Source organism: Streptomyces sp. LUP30 (genome assembly GCF_001746365.1).
Classification (GTDB): Bacteria; Actinomycetota; Actinomycetes; order Streptomycetales; family Streptomycetaceae; genus Streptomyces.
Genome location: NZ_MJAJ01000008.1, coordinates 164147 through 179964, shown reverse-complemented (window position 1 = coordinate 179964; position 15818 = coordinate 164147). Strand labels below are relative to the sequence as shown.

Genomic DNA, 15818 nt, shown 5'->3' with positions numbered 1-15818 from the left:
TGGAAGCAGGAGCTTCGGAGGTGATTCGTCATGGCCGTCATGCACACCACGGTCGGCTGGCATATCGAGCTGGAGTTCGAGGAGGACGACCGGCATACGCGGGCGGTCGCGATGGTGCGTCTGCCGGACGGGACCGAGGTCAGGGCGCACGGGCATGCCTCCCGGCACAACGTGGACGCCAACCAGCCCCGGGTCGGGGAGGAGATCGCGGGCGCCCGAGCGCTCAACGAGATCGCCATGCAGCTGCTGACCAAGGCGCATCTGGAGATCGACGACGCCTCGGGGCGCAGGTCCCACTCGATCCACGTGTAGTCGACGTGCGGGCGGACCGCGGGCAGACGTCAGCCGTCGGGTGTCAGCCGTCGGGGGTCAGTGCGTCGCCGTCGCCGCGCGCAGGGCCCGCAGCAGGGCCTGGGCGCGCGGGTCCGCCGTCACGCTCGTCCGGAAACCGTTGGTGACGTAGCCGAAGGCGATCCCCGACTCCGGGTCGGCCAGGCCCAGGGCGCCGCCGCGGCCCGGGTGGCCGAAGGAGGCGGGGGACAGCAGCGGGGACGCGGTGCCGTGCAGCATGGGGCCGAGGCCGAAGCGGGTGTTCACCACGAGCACCCGGTCCGGGCCGGACGACTGCTCGCCGCGTGCGAGTGCCACCGTCTCCGGCCGCAGCAGCCGTCTCCCGCCCTCGACCTCGCCGATCAGCGAGGCGTAGAAACGGGCCAGGCCGTCGGCGGTGGCGATGCCGTTGGAGGCGGGCAGGGCCGCGGCCCGGTAGGCGGGGTCGTTCTCGTCGGGCAGCGGGGTGATCGCGGCGAAGGCGCGGCGGGTCAGCGAGTGCGGATCGGCGTAGGCGGCCGCGACGGCGGGCTTGGGCCGGGTCTTCAGCGCGCCCGCTCGCGTCGGCGCTTCCACCTGTCCCACGCGCCCTGCCCGTGCGCGCTGCGCCGCCGGCAGCCCGAGCCACAGGTCCGCCCCGACCGGCCCCGCGACCTCGTCGGCGATCCACTCCCCGACGGGCCGCCCGGTGATCCGGCGTACCAGCTCGCCGGTCAGCCAGCTGTACGTCTGCGCGTGGTAGCCGTGGTCCGTGCCGGGCTCCCAGACGGGCGTCTGAGCCGCGACCGCCGCCGCGCCCAGATCGGGGTCGGCGGCCTCGGCGGGGGTCAGCGGCCGGTCCAGCACCGGCACGCCCGCCCGGTGTGCGAGCAGATGCCGCACGAGGGTGCGCTCCTTGCCCGCCGCCTTGTACTCCGGCCAGTAGGCTCCGACCGGCGCGTCCAGATCCAGTTCGCCGCGCTGGTGCAGCAGCAGGAGGCCGGCGGCGACCACGCCCTTGGTCGCCGACCGCACGATCTGGGCGGTGCCGCGCTCCCAGGGGGCCGTGCCGTCGACGTCCTTCGTGCCGCCCCACAGGTCGACGACCTTGCGCCCGTCCCGGTAGACGGCGACCGCCGCGCCCCGGTCCCCGAGCGTCTCGAAGTTGCGGGCGAACGCCTCCCGGACCGGCTCGAAGCCCTCGGCCACCGCACCGTTCACGTCCACGCCCGCCCGTCCCCTCGGAGATCGCCTTCAACTCCTCGGAGAACGCCCGGGGACAGCCTGCGATTCCTTCGTCCCGCTAGCCGAGAATGATCGTTACATCGATGTTGCCACGCGTGGCGTTCGAGTACGGGCACACCTGGTGCGCCGCGTCCACCAGCTTCTCCGCAAGGCCCGGGTCGAGGACGGGGAGCGAGACGCTGAGCGCGACCGCGAGGCCGTAGCCCTTGCTCCTGTTCGGGCCGATCCCGACCTTCGCCGCCACCGTCGACCCGGTGAGGTCGTAGCCCGCCCGGTTGCCGACGAGGATCAGCGCGTTGTGGAAGCAGGAGCTGTAACCGGCCGCGAAGAGCTGCTCCGGGTTGGTGCCGTTGCCGTCGCCGCCGAGCTGCGGCGGCATCGCGACCCTCAGCTCTATCTGGCCGTCCTGACTGGTCACGTACCCGTCGCGGCCCCCGTGCGCGGTCGCCTCGGCGACGTACATGATCTTCGTCGGACGAGTGTCGGCGGTGCCGGCTGCGTCGGCGTTCTCGGTGGTGCCGACTGCGGCGCCTTCTGTCACGGCGGACCCTCCCCAGCGTCTTCCCCAATTACATCGTGCACAAGGTACCGGCCGGTAGGTCGGTGGGCGAGCGGCAGGGGGGTGGTAACCACGGGTAACGCCGGAGAGGGGGGAGGGGCGGAAGGGAGGGAAGGGGAGGAAGAGGGCAAGGGGAGTGGGTGGACGGGCGAGGCGAGTGGTGGCGGCTCGCGCTCTACCGGGTGCGGTCGGCCGCCGGGTGCGCCCGCTCCGCGAGGCCCCACAGCTCCTCGCGCAGCCGGGCGACCTCCGCCGCCTCCAGGCCGGTGGACGCGAGCAGGGCGCCGGGCACGCGCCCTGCTCGCCCCTTCAGTTCCTCACCGCGCCCGGTGCACGCCACCAGCACCGAGCGCTCGTCGCGCGCCGAGCGCTCCCGGCGCACCAGGCCCGCCGCCTCCAGTCGCTTCAGCAGCGGCGACATCGTGCCGTAGTCGAGCCGCAGGGCCGCGGCCAGCTCCTTGACGGTCGTCTCCCCGCGCTCCCAGAGCACCAGCAGCACCAGGTACTGGGGGTAGGTGAGGCCCAGTTCGTCCAGGAGCGGTCGGTACGCGGCCGTCACCGCGCGCTGGGCGGCGTACAGGGCGAAGCACAACTGCTCGTCGAGGAGCAGCGAGCCGTCGGCGGTGGGTCCGTCGTTCGTCACGCGCCCATTGTCGCGGAGCGCGGGTCGAACCCGAAGGGCAGCTCCAGTCGGTGCGCGCGCATGAGGGCGTCGTCGGCGAGCAGATCGCCGGTCCGGCCGTCCGCGGCGATCACGCCCTCGCTGAGGATCAGGGCGCGCGGGCACAGCTCCAGGGCGTACGGCAGGTCGTGCGTGACCATGAGCACCGTGACGTCCAACGACCGCAGGATGTCGGCGAGTTCGCGGCGCGAGGCCGGGTCGAGGTTGGAGGACGGCTCGTCCAGGACGAGGATCTCGGGCTCCATCGCGAGCACCGTCGCGACCGCCACGCGCCGCCGCTGGCCGAAGGACAGGTGGTGCGGCGGACGGTCCTTGAACTCGGCCATGCCCACCTGGGCGAGGGCGTGGTCGACGCGCGCCTCCAGGGCCGCGCCCTTCAGCCCGGCCGCCGCCGGTCCGAACGCCACGTCCTCGCGCACGGTCGGCATGAACAGCTGGTCGTCCGGGTCCTGGAAGACGATGCCGACCCTGCGCCGGATCTCGGCCATGTGCTGCCGGCCGACCGGCAGCCCGGCCACGGTCACCGTGCCGGCGCCGCCGCTCAGGATGCCGTTGAGGTGCAGCACCAGGGTCGTCTTGCCGGCGCCGTTCGGCCCGAGCAGCGCGACCCGCTCGCCGCGCGCGACGGTGAAGTCCACGCCGAACAGGGCCTGGTGGCCGTCGGGATAGGCGAAGGCGAGGCCGGAGACCTCCAGGGAAACGTCAGTCACAGGGCCCATCCCAACACGCAGACGACGAGGGCGGCGAACGGGAGGGTCAGTGCGTACGACCACTGGGCGCGGGTCGCGGTCGCCTCGTCGATCACCGGCATCGAACCGGTGTACCCGCGGCTGACCATGGCCAGGTGCACGCGTTCCCCGCGCTCGTAGGAGCGGATGAACAGCGCGCCCGCCGACTTCGCCAGCACCCCCCAGTGCCGTACGCCCCGCGCCTCGAAGCCGCGCGATTCCCGGGCGACCCGCATGCGCCGCATCTCGTCCGTGATGACGTCGCCGTAGCGGATCATGAAGGAGGCGATCTGCACCAGCAGCGGGGGCAGCCGCAGCCGTTGCAGGCCGAGGAGCAGTTCGCGCAGCTCCGTGGTGGACGCCAGCAGGACGGAGGCGGCGACGCCCAGGGTGCCCTTCGCGAGGACGTTCCAGGCGCCCCACAGCCCGTTGACGCTGAGGGAGAGTCCGAGGACGTCCACCCGCTCGCCCTCGGCCACGAAGGGCATGAGCACGGCGAACGCGACGAACGGCACCTCGATCAGCAGCCGCTTCAGCAGGAAGCCCGCCGGCACGCGCGCGCGGTGCGCCACGGCGGCGAGCAGGACGGCGTACAGGCCGAACGCCCACAGCGCCTCCCGCGGCGTCGACACGACGACGACCACGAAGCCGAAGGCGGCGGCGAGTTTGGTGTGCGGCGGCAGGCCGTGCACGGGTGAGTGCCCGTGCCGGTAGAGCCGGTGCGCATGTCCCGCTCCCATGACGTCACACCCCGCTCGTGGAGGCCGGGGACACGTCGCGCGTGCGGCGCCGGCGCACCGTCCAGAACACCGCGCTGCCCGCGACGACGGTGGTGCCGACGCCGATCACGCCCGCCAGGCCGCCGGAGAGGCGGGCGTCGGTGACGTCCTTGACGCCGTAGCCGGCGAGCGGGGAGTCGGAGGAGACGTGCTTCTCGGTCCTCCTGTCGATGCCGTGGTCCGCGGCGACCTTCTCCAGGCCGTCGGGATTGGCGGAGGCGTAGAAGCTGACGAAGCCGGCCAGGACGAGGGAGGTGACCAGCCCGGTCACCCACACCGTGCGCCGCGAGGCGCGGGCCGCCACGGGCGCCGTGCGCACCCCGTCCGGCGCCGGGGCCTCGACGAGTTCGCCGTTCACCCGCAGCTGGAGCCGCTGCCGCAGATCGCGCGCGCCGTGCACCAGATCGGGCCGGACGGCGACGACGGCGCCCACCGTCAGCGCGGTGATCGCGGCCTCGCCGACGCCGATCAGGACGTGCACGCCGATCATCGCCCCGGCCACCTTGCCGATCGCCACGTCGGTGGTGCCGCCGATCCAGTAGATGAGCGTGAAGGCCACGGCGGCGGCCGGCACGGACAGCAGGGCGGCGACGAAGGAGGCGGCCGTCAGGGACCGGCGGCCGCGGGGCAGCACCTTCACCAGGCCGCGGAAGACGGCGTAGGACACGACCGTCGTCACGATCGCCATGTCGGTGATGTTCACGCCGAGCGCGGTGAGTCCGCCGTCGGCGAAGAGGATGCCCTGCATCAGCAGGACCACGGAGACGCACAGGATCCCGGTGAAGGGACCCACGAGGATCGCGGCGAGCGCGCCGCCCAGCAGATGGCCGCTGGTCCCCGCCGCGACGGGGAAGTTCAGCATCTGCACGGCGAAGATGAACGCCGCGACCAGGCCGGCCAGCGGCGCGGTCCGGTCGTCGAGCTCGCGGCGCGCGCCGCGCAGGCTCACGGCGATGGCGCCGGCGGCGACGACTCCGGTCACGGCGGAGGTCGGGGCGTTGATGAATCCGTCGGGTACGTGCACCCGACGATGATAGAGGCTTAATGCGAACGGTTCGCAAGAGCGAGACATTCGTTTGCGTGGAGATCGACCCGGAGAGCTCCGGACCCGCCCGGACCCGCCCGGAGCAGCCGGGACCGGCGTCGGATCTGCTCGGGTCCGTGTATCGCACAGGTGAGATATGCCGGTGCGGGAGAGCGCAATCCGCAAAATATGCGACATTGGAGGGGGAGCGGATGCACAGCTTCCGCACAGGTCACGCTGCGTGAGAGGGCCGGTCGATGTCTGTAGTCGAACAGTACGCGCGAGCCCACATCGTCACCGACGCCGACCGGGTCGAGGAGGACACGGCCGTCCCGGTCGTCCTGCGCTACGACCCCGAGGAACCCCGTTCCGTGCGCGTCGGGCTGCCCGACCGCCGGGAGTGGACGTTCTCCCGCACCCTCCTCGAACAGGGCCTGCGCGCCCCGGCCGGCACCGGCGAGGTGCGGGTCTGGCCGTGCGGGCGGGTCCAGGCCGTGGTCGAGTTCCACTCCGCGCACGGCGTCTCGGTCGTCCAGTTCGAGTCGAAGACGCTGCTGCGGTTCCTGCGCCGCACCTACATGGCGACCGCCCAGCAGCCCGTCCCGCACTAGCCGGCGCTCAGGTCGGCCGCTCTCGGGTCGGCCGCTCCCAGGTAGCGGGCCGGCCCGCTCTCAGCCGCCCATCCGCAGCAGGGACGCCACGATCGGGCCGGCCGTGTCGCCGCCGTGGCCGCCCGCCTGTACGACGCCGGCGGCCGCCAGGTCGCCGTGGTAGGCGGTGAACCAGCCGTTGGGCTTGTCCTGGTTGTCGACCTCGGCCGAGCCCGTCTTGGCGCCGTAGTCCGGGCCCAGGCCGGACATCGCCTCGGCGGCGGTGCCGGCCGCGGCCGTGTAGTTCATCAGCTCGCGCAGCTGCGTCAGCGTCGACGACGACATCGTGCGCGAGGCGGACGCCAGCGTGCGGCCGTCCACCGACGGGGCGACCAGGTACGGCTGGTGGAAGGAGCCCGCCTTCACGGTGGCGGCGACCGACGCCATGTTCAGCGGGTTCATCCGCACCCCGCCCTGCCCGATGAGCGAGGCCGCCATCTGGGCCGCCGACTGCACCGGCACCGAGCCGTCGAAGGACGGGACGCCGATGGCCCAGTTGTTCATCGACAGGCCGAACACCTGCTGGGCCTGCTTGGTCAGGCTGTCGTTGCTCAAGTCGGGGGCCTGGCTGATGAAGGCGGTGTTGCAGGAGCGCGCGAAGCTCGCCTTGAACGAGCCGCCCTTGATCTCGAAGTCGTCGTCGTTGTGGAACTTCCAGCCGCCGTAGGTGAACGTCTTCGGGCAGGGGTGGGTCTTGTCCGCCGACGCCAGCCCCTTGTCGAGGAGCAGCGACGACGTGATGACCTTCATCGTGGAGCCGGGCGCGAGCGAACCGTTGAACGCGGTGTTGAAGCCGGGGCTCGCGTTGGCCACCGCGAGGATCTCGCCCGTGGACGGCCGCATCACCACCACCGACGAGCGCGCCGTCTTCGCGACCTGCCGTTCGGCGGCGGCCTGCAGGGTCGGGCTGAGCGTCGTCCTGACGGTGCCCGGGGTCCCCTTGCTGAGCTCCAGCAGCGTCTTGTCGGAGGCCTTCTTCGCCTTCGACGCCTTTCCGCGGACCACCTGGAGCTCCACGCCCGCCTTGCCGCCCGCCTTCTTGCCGTACTTCTCCCGCAGCCCGTCCAGCACCGTGCCCAGTGAGGGGTACTTCTTGGCCGTCAGCTCGCCGCCGTCGCGGTCGACGGCCTTGACCGGAGGGGTGCCGGCGTCACCGGTGACGAGCGTGTCGCCGTCCTGGAGGTCGGGGTGGACGACCGACGCGTGCCAGTCGACCTGTGCCTTGCCGTTCTTCGGGTTGCGCACGACGGTGAGCGCGCTGTCGTACGCCAGCGGCTTGCCGGCGTTCTTGTACTTCACCGTGGCCTTCACGGAGAACGGGATCTTCACACCGGCGGCCGTGCCCGGGGTGAAGGTGACGTCCGTGATGTGGGCGTCCTTGGTGTAGCCGGTCAGGAGCGCGGTGGCGGCCGCGGAGTCGTCCGTGACGGCGGCCGCCCGGGCCGCCTCGCCCTTCTGCCAGGCCGTCAGGAACCGGGTGGCCAGGGCCTTCGCCTCGGCCGCCGACGGGGCGTCGGCCCGGACCCTGGGCACCTGCCTGCCGTTGGCCGACGCGGCCGAGCCGTCGTCGGCCGCCGCTCCGCCGTACAGCGCGTAGACGCCGAGCCCGGCTCCGCCGACCACGACGGCGATCATGCCGACGACCACGGCGGGACGCCGCTTGCTGCTTCGTTCTTCGACGCGCCTTCGCTTGCCCACTGCCAGATCCTCCGGATCCCCAGGGGCTCTCCCCCCAGCCCCGTTGCCCTCGTTGCCCTCACTGACCCCAACGACGGCTACCACCCTAGAGTCCCCTTGCCGACGACGACGTCACGTGTGACGTCAGCCACCCCGCAAACCCCGCTGCCGGCCCGCCTCTTGCCGCGCATCGGCCGTCCCCCGGGGCCCGCTCGTGCGCGGGTGCTCAGCCGGCCCGCAGCACCTCCGCCACGATCGGCCCGGACGCATCGACGCCGTGACCGCCGTCCTGGGTCATCGCCGCCGCGGCGACGTCGTCGCGGTAACCGGTGAACCAGCTGTCGGACCTGGTCTGCCCGTCCACCTCGGCCGAGCCGGTCTTCGCGCCGATCCGGCCGCTGAGCCCGGCCATCACGTCGGCCGCGGTGCCGCTGGTCGCGGTGCGATTCATCATCGAGCGCAGCTGCTGCACGGTGCTCGGCGACAGGCCACGCGCCCGCGCCGGTTCGCGGCCGTCGAGGGCGAGGGGGACGATCACCGGCTGGCGGAACGTGCCCGTCATCGCCGTCGCCGTCACCGACGCCATGTTCAGCGGGTTCATCTGCACCTGGCCCTGGCCGATCAGGCCGGCCGCGGTGTCCGGGCCGGCGGAGACCGGGACCGAGCCGTCGAAGGAGGGGATGCCGGTCTTCCAGTCGAGACCGATCCCGAAGCGGTCCCGGGCCTCGGCGTTCAGCCAGCCGTCCTTGACGTCGTCCGCGAACTTCACGAACGCCGTGTTGCAGGAGCGGGCGAAGCTCTCGGAGAGCGTGGCCTTCTCGTTCGGCTTCATACCCGTGAGGTTGTGGAAGGTCTGGCTGTCCGAGACGGCCGAGTCCGGACAGGGGGCGGGTCCGGTCGCGGTGGTGAGCCCCTTGTCGATGAGGGTGGCCGCGCTGACGATCTTCATGGTCGAGCCGGGCGCGACCTCGCCCAGGAAGGCGGCGTTCCAGCCGTCGGTGCGGTTGTTGGCGACCGCCAGGACCTCGCCGGTGCTGGGCTTGACCGCCACCGTCGACGACTGGGGGTGCTTCTGCACCGCCTTCTCGGCGGCTGCCTGCACGCCCGCGCTGAGCGTGGTGCGGAGCCTGCCGGGCTTGCCCTCGGCGAGGGTCAGCAGCGAGGTGTCGGCCGAGCCCGCGGCGGTGTGTCTGATCGTCAGCTCGATGCCGGGCGTGCCGCCCGCCTTGTCGCCGTACTTGGCGCGCAGCTGGTCCAGGATCGGCCCCAGGGAGGGGTACTTCTCCTTGGTCAGCACCCTGCCGTCGCGGTCGACCGCCTCGATCGACGGCGTCGACGATGCGCCCGTGACCAGCGTGTCGTCCATGTTCTTCAGCTGCGGGTGGACGACCGACGGCTGCCAGTCCACCAGCGCCTTGCCGGTGGTCACGCCCCGCACGACCGTGAGGCGGCTCGCGTAGGAGAGCGGCTTGGACTTCCCCTCGTACGACACCGTCGCCTCGACCTTGTAGGGCACGACGGCGCCGGACGCCTTGCCCGGCGTGATCTTCATGCCGGTGATGTGCGCGGCGCCGTAGGAGGCGAGCAGGGACTCGGCCCTGGCGGCGTTGTTGGTGAGATCGGCGGCCGCGGCGGCCTGTCCCTTCGTCCACGCGGCGAAGAACGCGGCGCTGGTGTCCTTCACCTCGGAACCGCTCGGCGGCCCGCTCTTCACGGCCGCCGGTTCGGCGCCCCCGGGTCCCGCGGCCCCGCCCCCGTCCAGCGCGTTCACGATGTTGAAGGCGCCGTACCCCGCCCCGCCCACCATCACGGCGAAGACCGAGCCGATCACGGCTGCCTTGGCCCCCTTGCGCATCTGTGAACCCCTCCCCGTTGCGGCTTCCCGGGCCCGCGTTTTCTGAACGCGTTCAGAAAGCTCTTCTCCGGCTCACAGTAAGGGGTAACGGCGGCGCGCAGGGCATCAGTTTCCGCAATCGTTAGCCCCATGTATCCGGCCACGTACATGAACCCCGGCCGCTGATACGACTGATCAGGGGAAGCCCGGGACGGTGTACCCGTCCAGCGCGGGCTGGGCGGCCCCGGGATGTGCCTGCCGGCGCGAACCGGGGCACGAGACCGGTTCCCCGCTCCCCGCACGCCGGGCGGATCGCGCCGGGCGAACCGTCCCGCGACCACGGTGACCTCCCGGCGGCACTCCGGGCAGTTGCCGGCACCTGGAAGGGGCGAAACGAACAACGCCGCCACGTCGTGGTCACCGCCATGCATTCTCGACTACGCAAGGTGCGGATCATCGTTCGTGATGTCCGCCGCCACTCCGATGAACGTGTTGCCGGCCGAAACGCCGAGCGCGCCCTTGTAGTTGTAGATGGCCCACTGCATGCCATTGAACGTGTTGTCGTAGACGTTCGCGCCGATGTAGTGGTTGATGCCCACGCCGAACCTGTCGGCATTGCCGATGTCGTGGATGTGGTTGTTGTAGACGTTCAGATTCGTCACGGCGTTGAACGGGCCGCCGCTGATGCCGATGACCAGGATGCCGTCCGTGAACCTGGTTCCGCTGATGTCGTTGTCGTAAATGTTGATGTTGTCGGCCGCCGCGTTCTGGAAACCGCTGTACACGATGCCGGGCAAGGTGCCCGTGCCGCTCTCGGAACCGCCGACGATCGTGTTGTGGTGGACGAACACGTCGGACAGGGTCTCCGCGAACGAGTTGGGCTCGAGGTCGATGGGCCCGGGCATTCCGGAGCGCGAACACTTGACGAACCTGTTGTGGTGCACCTCGATGTGGGTGCCGGTGACGATGGAGACGCCGTTCCGGTTGAAATGGTCGGACGTGAACGTGTTGTCCGGCCCAATGGTGCAGTTCTTGGCGGAACTTCCGATGTTGACGTAGACGCCGTCGCCGATGATGTCGCTGAACTCGCAGTTCTTGACGACGACACCGCTGACGTTCCCCTGAATTCTCACGCAGTGCCGGTATTGGGACCAGGTGGCACCCTGCTTCGACGCGCGCCCGTCGAACTTGAGATTGTCGATCGTGACGCCCGATCCACTCACGGCCAGAATCTCGTCACTATGGGTGGTGGACTCGGTGGAGTTGTCCGGGAATCGCAGAGTCGAACCGTTGCCCTCGACGTGACACCCGGCGGGAATCGACAGCGACGTGACCGTATACGTCCTCCCGGCCGGGAAGACCAGGCGCTTGCCTGCAGCGGCGTCGGCCGCCAGCTGGGGCGTGGGGTAGTCCTTGACGAGCACATCGCTCTTGGCGCCGCCGAGAAAACGCTGCCCACCGACCAGAAGCGGGATGGAGACCAGGGCCAGCATCGACCTGCGGGAGACGGGGCGGGACCCGGACAGCATCTCCGCCGGTGATTTCTGCGCTCGGAACAAAACCAGTGACTCCATGCGTGGGGGGCATCGGCGGTCGGCGCCGCTCACGCGGAGATTTTATCTGTAAATGTCTAAATCGACATTAATGCACCGATGTGTCGATCCTCACTCAAGCCTTGGGCCTGTGTGGAGTTGTGAGCGAGAGGGGCAGGCATTGCGGCCCACAGAACAGATGCGAGCACCGGTGCACGGGACCGTCTCCGGGCCGTCCGAGGCCGGCCCGTGACGACCGGAAACGCCCGACGACGACCACGACTGCGGACTGCCCGTCGTGGTCGTCGTCGCGTGTCCGCCCGGCTAGACCCAGGTGTCCAGCCACATCCGGGAGCGCCAGGAGTCGATGGGGATCGCCTGGCCCGTGTAGAGGGGCCAGAAATAGATGAAGTTCCAGGCGATGAGCAGGACGAGGACGCCCGCGCCCGTCGCTCCTGCCACTCGGCGGGTGTCGTTCGCGCCCGGTGGGCCGACCAGTGCGCCGATCATCATCGCCACCGCAAGGCAGAGGAAGGGCAGGAAGACGACCGCGTAGAAGAGGAAGATCGTGCGTTCCTGGTACAGGAACCACGGCAGATAGCCGGCCGCGATGCCGCAGGCGATCGCGCCCGCCCGCCAGTCCCGCCGGAACAGCCAGCGCCACAGCACGTAGAGGACGGCGAAGCAGGCCGCCCACCACAGCAGCGGTGTGCCGATCGCGAGGACCTCGCGGGCGCACTTCCCGCTCGCGTCGGCCGGGCAGCCGTCCTTGCCGGGCGCGGGCGACTCGTAGAAATAGGACACGGGACGGCCCAGGACGAGCCAGCTCCACGGGTTCGACTGGTAGCGGTGCGGCGAGGTGAGGTGGGTGTGGAACTCGTACACCTCGTGCTCGTAGTGCCACAGACTGCGCAGCCAGTCCGGCAGCCACGTCCAGTGGCCGCCCTTGCCGTCGGTGGCCGCCCAGTTGCGGTAGTAGCCGCCCTTGCCGTCGGCGGCCGAGCGGATCCAGCCCGTCCACGACACCAGGTACGTGACCAGCGCGACCGGGACGGTGGCCAGGAAGGCGAGACCCGTGTCGCGCCTGAGCACCGTCCGGTACGGGTGACGGGCGCCGGCCACCCGGCGCGAACCGACGTCCCACAGAACGGACATCAGGCAGAACGCGACCATGATGTAGAGGCCGTTCCACTTGGTGCCGATGGCCAGCCCCAGGAACAGGCCGGCTCCCCAGCGCCAGGGCCGCAGGCCCAGGCCGGTGGTCTCCGCGACCGTCGCGTTCGGGCGGTAGCGGCCGTCGGCGTCCGGCGGCAGCGCGGCGGCGAGCCGCGCACGGGCCCGGTCGCGGTCGACGACCAGACAGCCGAACGCGGCCAGCACGAAGAACATCAGCACCCCGTCGAGCAGCGCGGTGCGGCTCATCACGAAGTGCAGCCCGTCCACGGCCATCAGGGCGCCCGCGAGGCAGCCCAGGAACGTGGAGCGGAAGACACGGCGGCCGATCCGGCACAGCAGGAGGACCGAGAGGGTCCCCAGCAGGGCGGTCATGAAGCGCCAGCCGAACGGGTCGAACCCGAAGAGCAGCTCGCCCAGACCGATCACGTACTTGCCGACCGGCGGATGCACCACGTACGCCGCGTCCGTCGGAATGGCGACGTGACCGCCCGAGGACAGGATCAGATTGTTGGCGTTCTTGTCCCAGTTGACCTCGAACCCGCGGTGGACGAGCGCCCACGCGTCCTTGGCGTAGTACGTCTCGTCGAATATCACCGCCTTGGGGCTGCCCAGGTTCCAGAACCGCAGCACCCCCGCCATCAGCGTGACCAGCAGCGGCCCTCCCCACGGCGACCAGCGCGCGATCCGGTCGGCCCACCCGTGCGGGACGCCGAGCGCCTGCCACAACCGCGGGCCGGGCTGCGCGTACGGCGGCGACAGCCGCTCGCGGACGTCGGCGGAGGGCTCCGCCGTGTATCCGAAGCGGCGCAGCCGCTGCTGCCACGACGGCCGCCGCTCGTGCGGCGTCCGGCCCGGCCGGTAGTCCGTTGAGTCCATGGAGGACGCGGTACTGGTCACCGCGCCATCGTAGGGAACAGGTCTGTGTGAGTCCCGTGTCTCTCCCCTGCGAGGATGGAAACGTGACAGCCACCCCCCGAACCGCCTCCGGACTCCTCGTGCTCGCCGGCACCCCCATCGGCGACGTCGCGGACGCCCCGCCCCGTCTCGCCGAAGAGCTGGCCGGCGCCGACGTCATCGCCGCCGAGGACACCCGGCGGCTGCGCCGGCTGACCCAGGCGCTGGGCGTGACGACCAAGGGGCGGGTGGTGTCCTACTTCGAGGGCAACGAGTCCGCCCGCACGCCCGAGCTGGTCGAGGAGCTGGTGAACGGCGCGCGGGTGCTGCTGGTCACCGACGCGGGAATGCCCTCCGTGTCCGACCCGGGCTACCGGCTGGTCGCCGCGGCCGTGGAGCGGGACGTCCGCGTCACCGCCGTCCCCGGCCCGTCCGCCGTGCTCACCGCGCTGGCGCTGTCCGGGCTGCCCGTCGACCGGTTCTGTTTCGAGGGGTTCCTGCCCAGGAAGGCGGGGGAGCGGCTGTCGCGGCTGCGGGAGGTCGCGCAGGAGCGGCGCACCCTCGTCTACTTCGAGGCCCCCCACCGGCTCGACGACACCCTCGCCGCGATGGCCGAGGTGTTCGGCGCGGACCGGCGGGCCGCCGTCTGCCGCGAGCTGACCAAGACGTACGAGGAGGTGCGGCGCGGGCCGCTCGGCGAACTCGCGGAGTGGGCCGCGCAGGGGGTGCGCGGCGAGATCACCGTCGTCGTCACCGGCGCGCCCGAGCGCGGGCCCGAGGAACTGGACGCGGCGGAGCTGGTGCGCCGGGTGCGGGTGCGCGAGGAGGCGGGAGAGCGGCGCAAGGAGGCCATCGTGGCGGTGGCGGCGGAGACCGGACTGCCCAAGCGCGAGGTGTTCGACGCGGTGGTGGCGGCGAAGAACGCGGGGGAACTGTGAGGGTTCCCGCGCGTTCGGGTGACGGTTGCGCCAGGGGTCTGTGACGGCTGTTGCCGAGGTGCTGTGAACCGGCTCACACCCCCTCTGAGCAGGGCGCATTTCGTCTGAGCATGCGCCCCATGCGGGGGCAAAGGGCGGTGGCCGAAAGCAAAGTCCAGCCCCCTCGCCGGGGCCGCTTCGGCAAGGAAAGTCCAAATCGCCTCCAACAGTGCGCAGACCTGATGCCTTCGCGCCCGCCGAGGAGTCCACTGGTGACAGGGGCGCACCCGTCCCTCGCTCCCAAGGGCGTTCCGGGGGGAACTCCCGCGCCGGGAGCGCTTGTCCAGCGGACAGCAGGAGCTGGCATGAGTGAGATCACAGGGCAGACCGACCTCCGGGACGGTGCGAGCGCCGTCGTCAACGAGTCGTACTCCTTCGCCTGCATGCGGTGCGGGCACGGCTGGGAGCAGTCGTACGAGATCGAGCACCACACCGACGGCGACGGACATCAGTTCGTGCTCTACGTGGCGGAGGGCCGGGTCGTGCCGTCGCCGCTGAGCCGCCCCGCCTGCCAGAACTGCGACGGACACATCGTGCGGATCATGCGCGCCGGACAGGTCTCGTCGGTGCGCGACGCCGCCCGCCCGCGCAAGGCGGCGCCCCCGGCCGGACCCGTGGCGGCGCCGACGCCGGCGGCCGCGGTGCCTTCCGAGGCGCGCGAGAGCGACGGAACCGGTGGAACCGGCGATCGCACCGAGCACGCCGACCACCACTGGCATCTCTCCGATCTGCTGCACCCCTTCCACCGCAAGGCGGGCTAGGCAAGGGCGTCGGCCGGGGGCGCGCGCCGTTTCCGTAGGATCGGGGCATGTCTTCGAACGCCGGCAGGAACGCCGACACCAGCGCCGCGCCGCCGCTTCCGGCTCCCCTGGGGGTGCCGGTCGCCGACTCCCACACCCACCTCGACATGCAGTCGGGCACGGTGGAGGAGGCCCTCGCGAAGGCGGCGTCGGTCGGTGTGACGACGGTCGTCCAGGTCGGCTGCGACGTACGGGGCTCCCGGTGGGCGGCCGAGACGGCGGCGGCGCACGACAGCGTCCACGCGGCGGTCGCCCTGCATCCGAACGAGGCGCCGCGCATCGTGCACGGCGATCCCGACAACTGGTCCCGGCAGGGCGCCCGCAAGGCGGGCGGCGCGGCGGCGCTCGACGAGGCGCTCGCCGAGATCGACCGCCTGGCGGCGCTCCCGCACGTCAAGGGCGTCGGCGAGACGGGGCTGGACTACTTCCGCACCGGCCCCGAGGGCAAGGAAGCCCAGGAGTACTCCTTCCGCGCGCACGTCGAGATGGCCAAGCGGCACGGAAAGGCCCTGGTCATCCACGACCGTGACGCCCACGCCGACGTCCTGCGCGTGCTGAAGGAGGAGGGCGCCCCCGAGCGCACCGTCTTCCACTGCTACTCCGGCGACGCCGAGATGGCGGAGATCTGCGCCCGCGCCGGATACTTCATGTCCTTCGCCGGCAACGTCACCTTCAAGAACGCGCAGAACCTGCGGGACGCCGTCGCCGTGGCCCCGGCGGAACTGATCCTGGTGGAGACCGACGCCCCGTTCCTGACCCCCGCGCCCTACCGCGGACGGCCCAACGCCCCGTATCTCGTCCCGGTCACGGTGCGTGCCCTGGCCGCCGTGCGCGGCGTCCACGAGGACGCTCTGGCCACCGCACTCGCCGCGAACACGGCACGCGCGTTCGGCTACTGACGGCGGGCGACGGAGTCGAACACAACTCTCGGTAGCCGCGCCACTTTGGAGAG

The 15818-nt window shown here is 71.4% G+C and carries 15 protein-coding genes and 1 pseudogene; 5 read left to right on the top strand and 11 right to left on the bottom strand.

Annotation, left to right across the window (positions count from 1 at the left end; all coding sequences use genetic code 11):
* The first annotated feature begins 30 nt into the window (after positions 1–30).
* Complete coding sequence (locus BG482_RS10350) at positions 31–312, top strand: DUF1876 domain-containing protein (protein WP_069768640.1); 282 nt, start codon at positions 31–33, stop codon at positions 310–312.
* A 57-nt stretch (positions 313–369) separates the two neighbouring features.
* Here the strand turns inward: BG482_RS10350 and BG482_RS10345 are convergent, their stop codons facing one another.
* The 6 genes from BG482_RS10345 to BG482_RS10320 all read right to left on the bottom strand — a co-directional run bounded on the left by BG482_RS10345 (position 370) and on the right by BG482_RS10320 (position 5326).
* On the bottom strand, positions 370–1536 hold the full coding sequence (locus BG482_RS10345; RefSeq protein WP_069768639.1) for a serine hydrolase domain-containing protein: 1167 nt from the start codon (positions 1534–1536) through the stop codon (positions 370–372).
* A gap of 76 nt (positions 1537–1612) precedes the next feature.
* Complete coding sequence (locus BG482_RS10340) at positions 1613–2017, bottom strand: organic hydroperoxide resistance protein (RefSeq protein ID WP_069768664.1); 405 nt, start codon at positions 2015–2017, stop codon at positions 1613–1615.
* Positions 2018–2288: 271 nt separating this feature from the next.
* Positions 2289–2756 (bottom strand): MarR family winged helix-turn-helix transcriptional regulator, encoded by a 468-nt coding sequence (locus BG482_RS10335; protein ID WP_069768638.1) that lies wholly within the window; start codon positions 2754–2756, stop codon positions 2289–2291.
* Complete coding sequence (locus BG482_RS10330) at positions 2753–3514, bottom strand: energy-coupling factor ABC transporter ATP-binding protein (protein WP_176741339.1); 762 nt, start codon at positions 3512–3514, stop codon at positions 2753–2755. Before BG482_RS10330 ends, BG482_RS10335 begins: the two co-directional genes overlap by 4 nt.
* Entirely contained in the window at positions 3502–4263 is a 762-nt protein-coding gene (gene cbiQ, locus BG482_RS10325) for a cobalt ECF transporter T component CbiQ (protein WP_069768636.1), read from the bottom strand. The genes BG482_RS10330 and cbiQ overlap by 13 nt, the downstream gene beginning before the upstream one ends.
* 4 nt (positions 4264–4267) lie before the next feature.
* Entirely contained in the window at positions 4268–5326 is a 1059-nt protein-coding gene (locus BG482_RS10320; RefSeq protein WP_069768635.1) for an energy-coupling factor ABC transporter permease, read from the bottom strand.
* A gap of 257 nt (positions 5327–5583) precedes the next feature.
* Between BG482_RS10320 and BG482_RS10315 the strand changes: the two genes are divergently transcribed.
* A complete protein-coding gene (locus BG482_RS10315) occupies positions 5584–5937 on the top strand; it encodes an SsgA family sporulation/cell division regulator (protein WP_069768634.1) in 354 nt (117 codons plus the stop codon).
* 60 nt (positions 5938–5997) lie between these two features.
* On the opposite strand, the gene BG482_RS10310 is transcribed toward BG482_RS10315, so the two are convergent.
* The 5 genes and pseudogenes from BG482_RS10310 to BG482_RS10295 all read right to left on the bottom strand — a co-directional run bounded on the left by BG482_RS10310 (position 5998) and on the right by BG482_RS10295 (position 13092).
* The gene (locus tag BG482_RS10310) at positions 5998–7674 is read right to left on the bottom strand and encodes a penicillin-binding transpeptidase domain-containing protein (RefSeq protein ID WP_069768633.1); all 1677 of its coding nucleotides are present in this window, start codon (positions 7672–7674) and stop codon (positions 5998–6000) included.
* 205 nt (positions 7675–7879) lie between these two features.
* Positions 7880–9508, bottom strand: coding sequence for a penicillin-binding transpeptidase domain-containing protein (locus tag BG482_RS10305; RefSeq protein WP_069768632.1), 1629 nt, complete (start codon positions 9506–9508; stop codon positions 7880–7882).
* Between the two features lie 174 nt (positions 9509–9682).
* Positions 9683–9918, bottom strand: a pseudogene (locus tag BG482_RS45080) (hypothetical protein).
* A 6-nt stretch (positions 9919–9924) separates the two neighbouring features.
* Positions 9925–11094: a right-handed parallel beta-helix repeat-containing protein gene (locus tag BG482_RS10300; protein ID WP_141746563.1), complete on the bottom strand. Its 1170-nt coding sequence runs from the start codon at positions 11092–11094 to the stop codon at positions 9925–9927.
* Positions 11095–11343: 249 nt separating this feature from the next.
* On the bottom strand, positions 11344–13092 hold the full coding sequence (locus BG482_RS10295) for a dolichyl-phosphate-mannose--protein mannosyltransferase (protein WP_069768630.1): 1749 nt from the start codon (positions 13090–13092) through the stop codon (positions 11344–11346).
* A 62-nt stretch (positions 13093–13154) separates the two neighbouring features.
* On the opposite strand from BG482_RS10295, the gene rsmI reads away from it, so the two are divergent.
* From rsmI to BG482_RS10280, 3 genes are all read left to right on the top strand, one after another.
* A complete protein-coding gene (rsmI, locus tag BG482_RS10290; RefSeq protein ID WP_069768629.1) occupies positions 13155–14027 on the top strand; it encodes a 16S rRNA (cytidine(1402)-2'-O)-methyltransferase in 873 nt (290 codons plus the stop codon).
* A gap of 344 nt (positions 14028–14371) precedes the next feature.
* The gene (locus tag BG482_RS10285) at positions 14372–14827 is read left to right on the top strand and encodes a hypothetical protein (protein WP_069768628.1); all 456 of its coding nucleotides are present in this window, start codon (positions 14372–14374) and stop codon (positions 14825–14827) included.
* A 47-nt stretch (positions 14828–14874) separates the two neighbouring features.
* Entirely contained in the window at positions 14875–15765 is an 891-nt protein-coding gene (locus BG482_RS10280; RefSeq protein ID WP_069768627.1) for a TatD family hydrolase, read from the top strand.
* Positions 15766–15818 lie beyond the last annotated feature (53 nt).

Coding starts and splice junctions, on each gene's coding strand:
- BG482_RS10350 (WP_069768640.1), top strand. CDS start 31: ATGGCCGTCATGCACACCACGGTCGGCTGGCATATCGAGCTGGAGTTC.
- BG482_RS10340 (WP_069768664.1), bottom strand. CDS start 2,017: ATGTACGTCGCCGAGGCGACCGCGCACGGGGGCCGCGACGGGTACGTG.
- BG482_RS10330 (WP_176741339.1), bottom strand. CDS start 3,514: ATGGGCCCTGTGACTGACGTTTCCCTGGAGGTCTCCGGCCTCGCCTTC.
- cbiQ (WP_069768636.1), bottom strand. CDS start 4,263: ATGGGAGCGGGACATGCGCACCGGCTCTACCGGCACGGGCACTCACCC.
- BG482_RS10315 (WP_069768634.1), top strand. CDS start 5,584: ATGTCTGTAGTCGAACAGTACGCGCGAGCCCACATCGTCACCGACGCC.
- BG482_RS10305 (WP_069768632.1), bottom strand. CDS start 9,508: ATGCGCAAGGGGGCCAAGGCAGCCGTGATCGGCTCGGTCTTCGCCGTG.
- BG482_RS10285 (WP_069768628.1), top strand. CDS start 14,372: ATGAGTGAGATCACAGGGCAGACCGACCTCCGGGACGGTGCGAGCGCC.
- BG482_RS10280 (WP_069768627.1), top strand. CDS start 14,875: ATGTCTTCGAACGCCGGCAGGAACGCCGACACCAGCGCCGCGCCGCCG.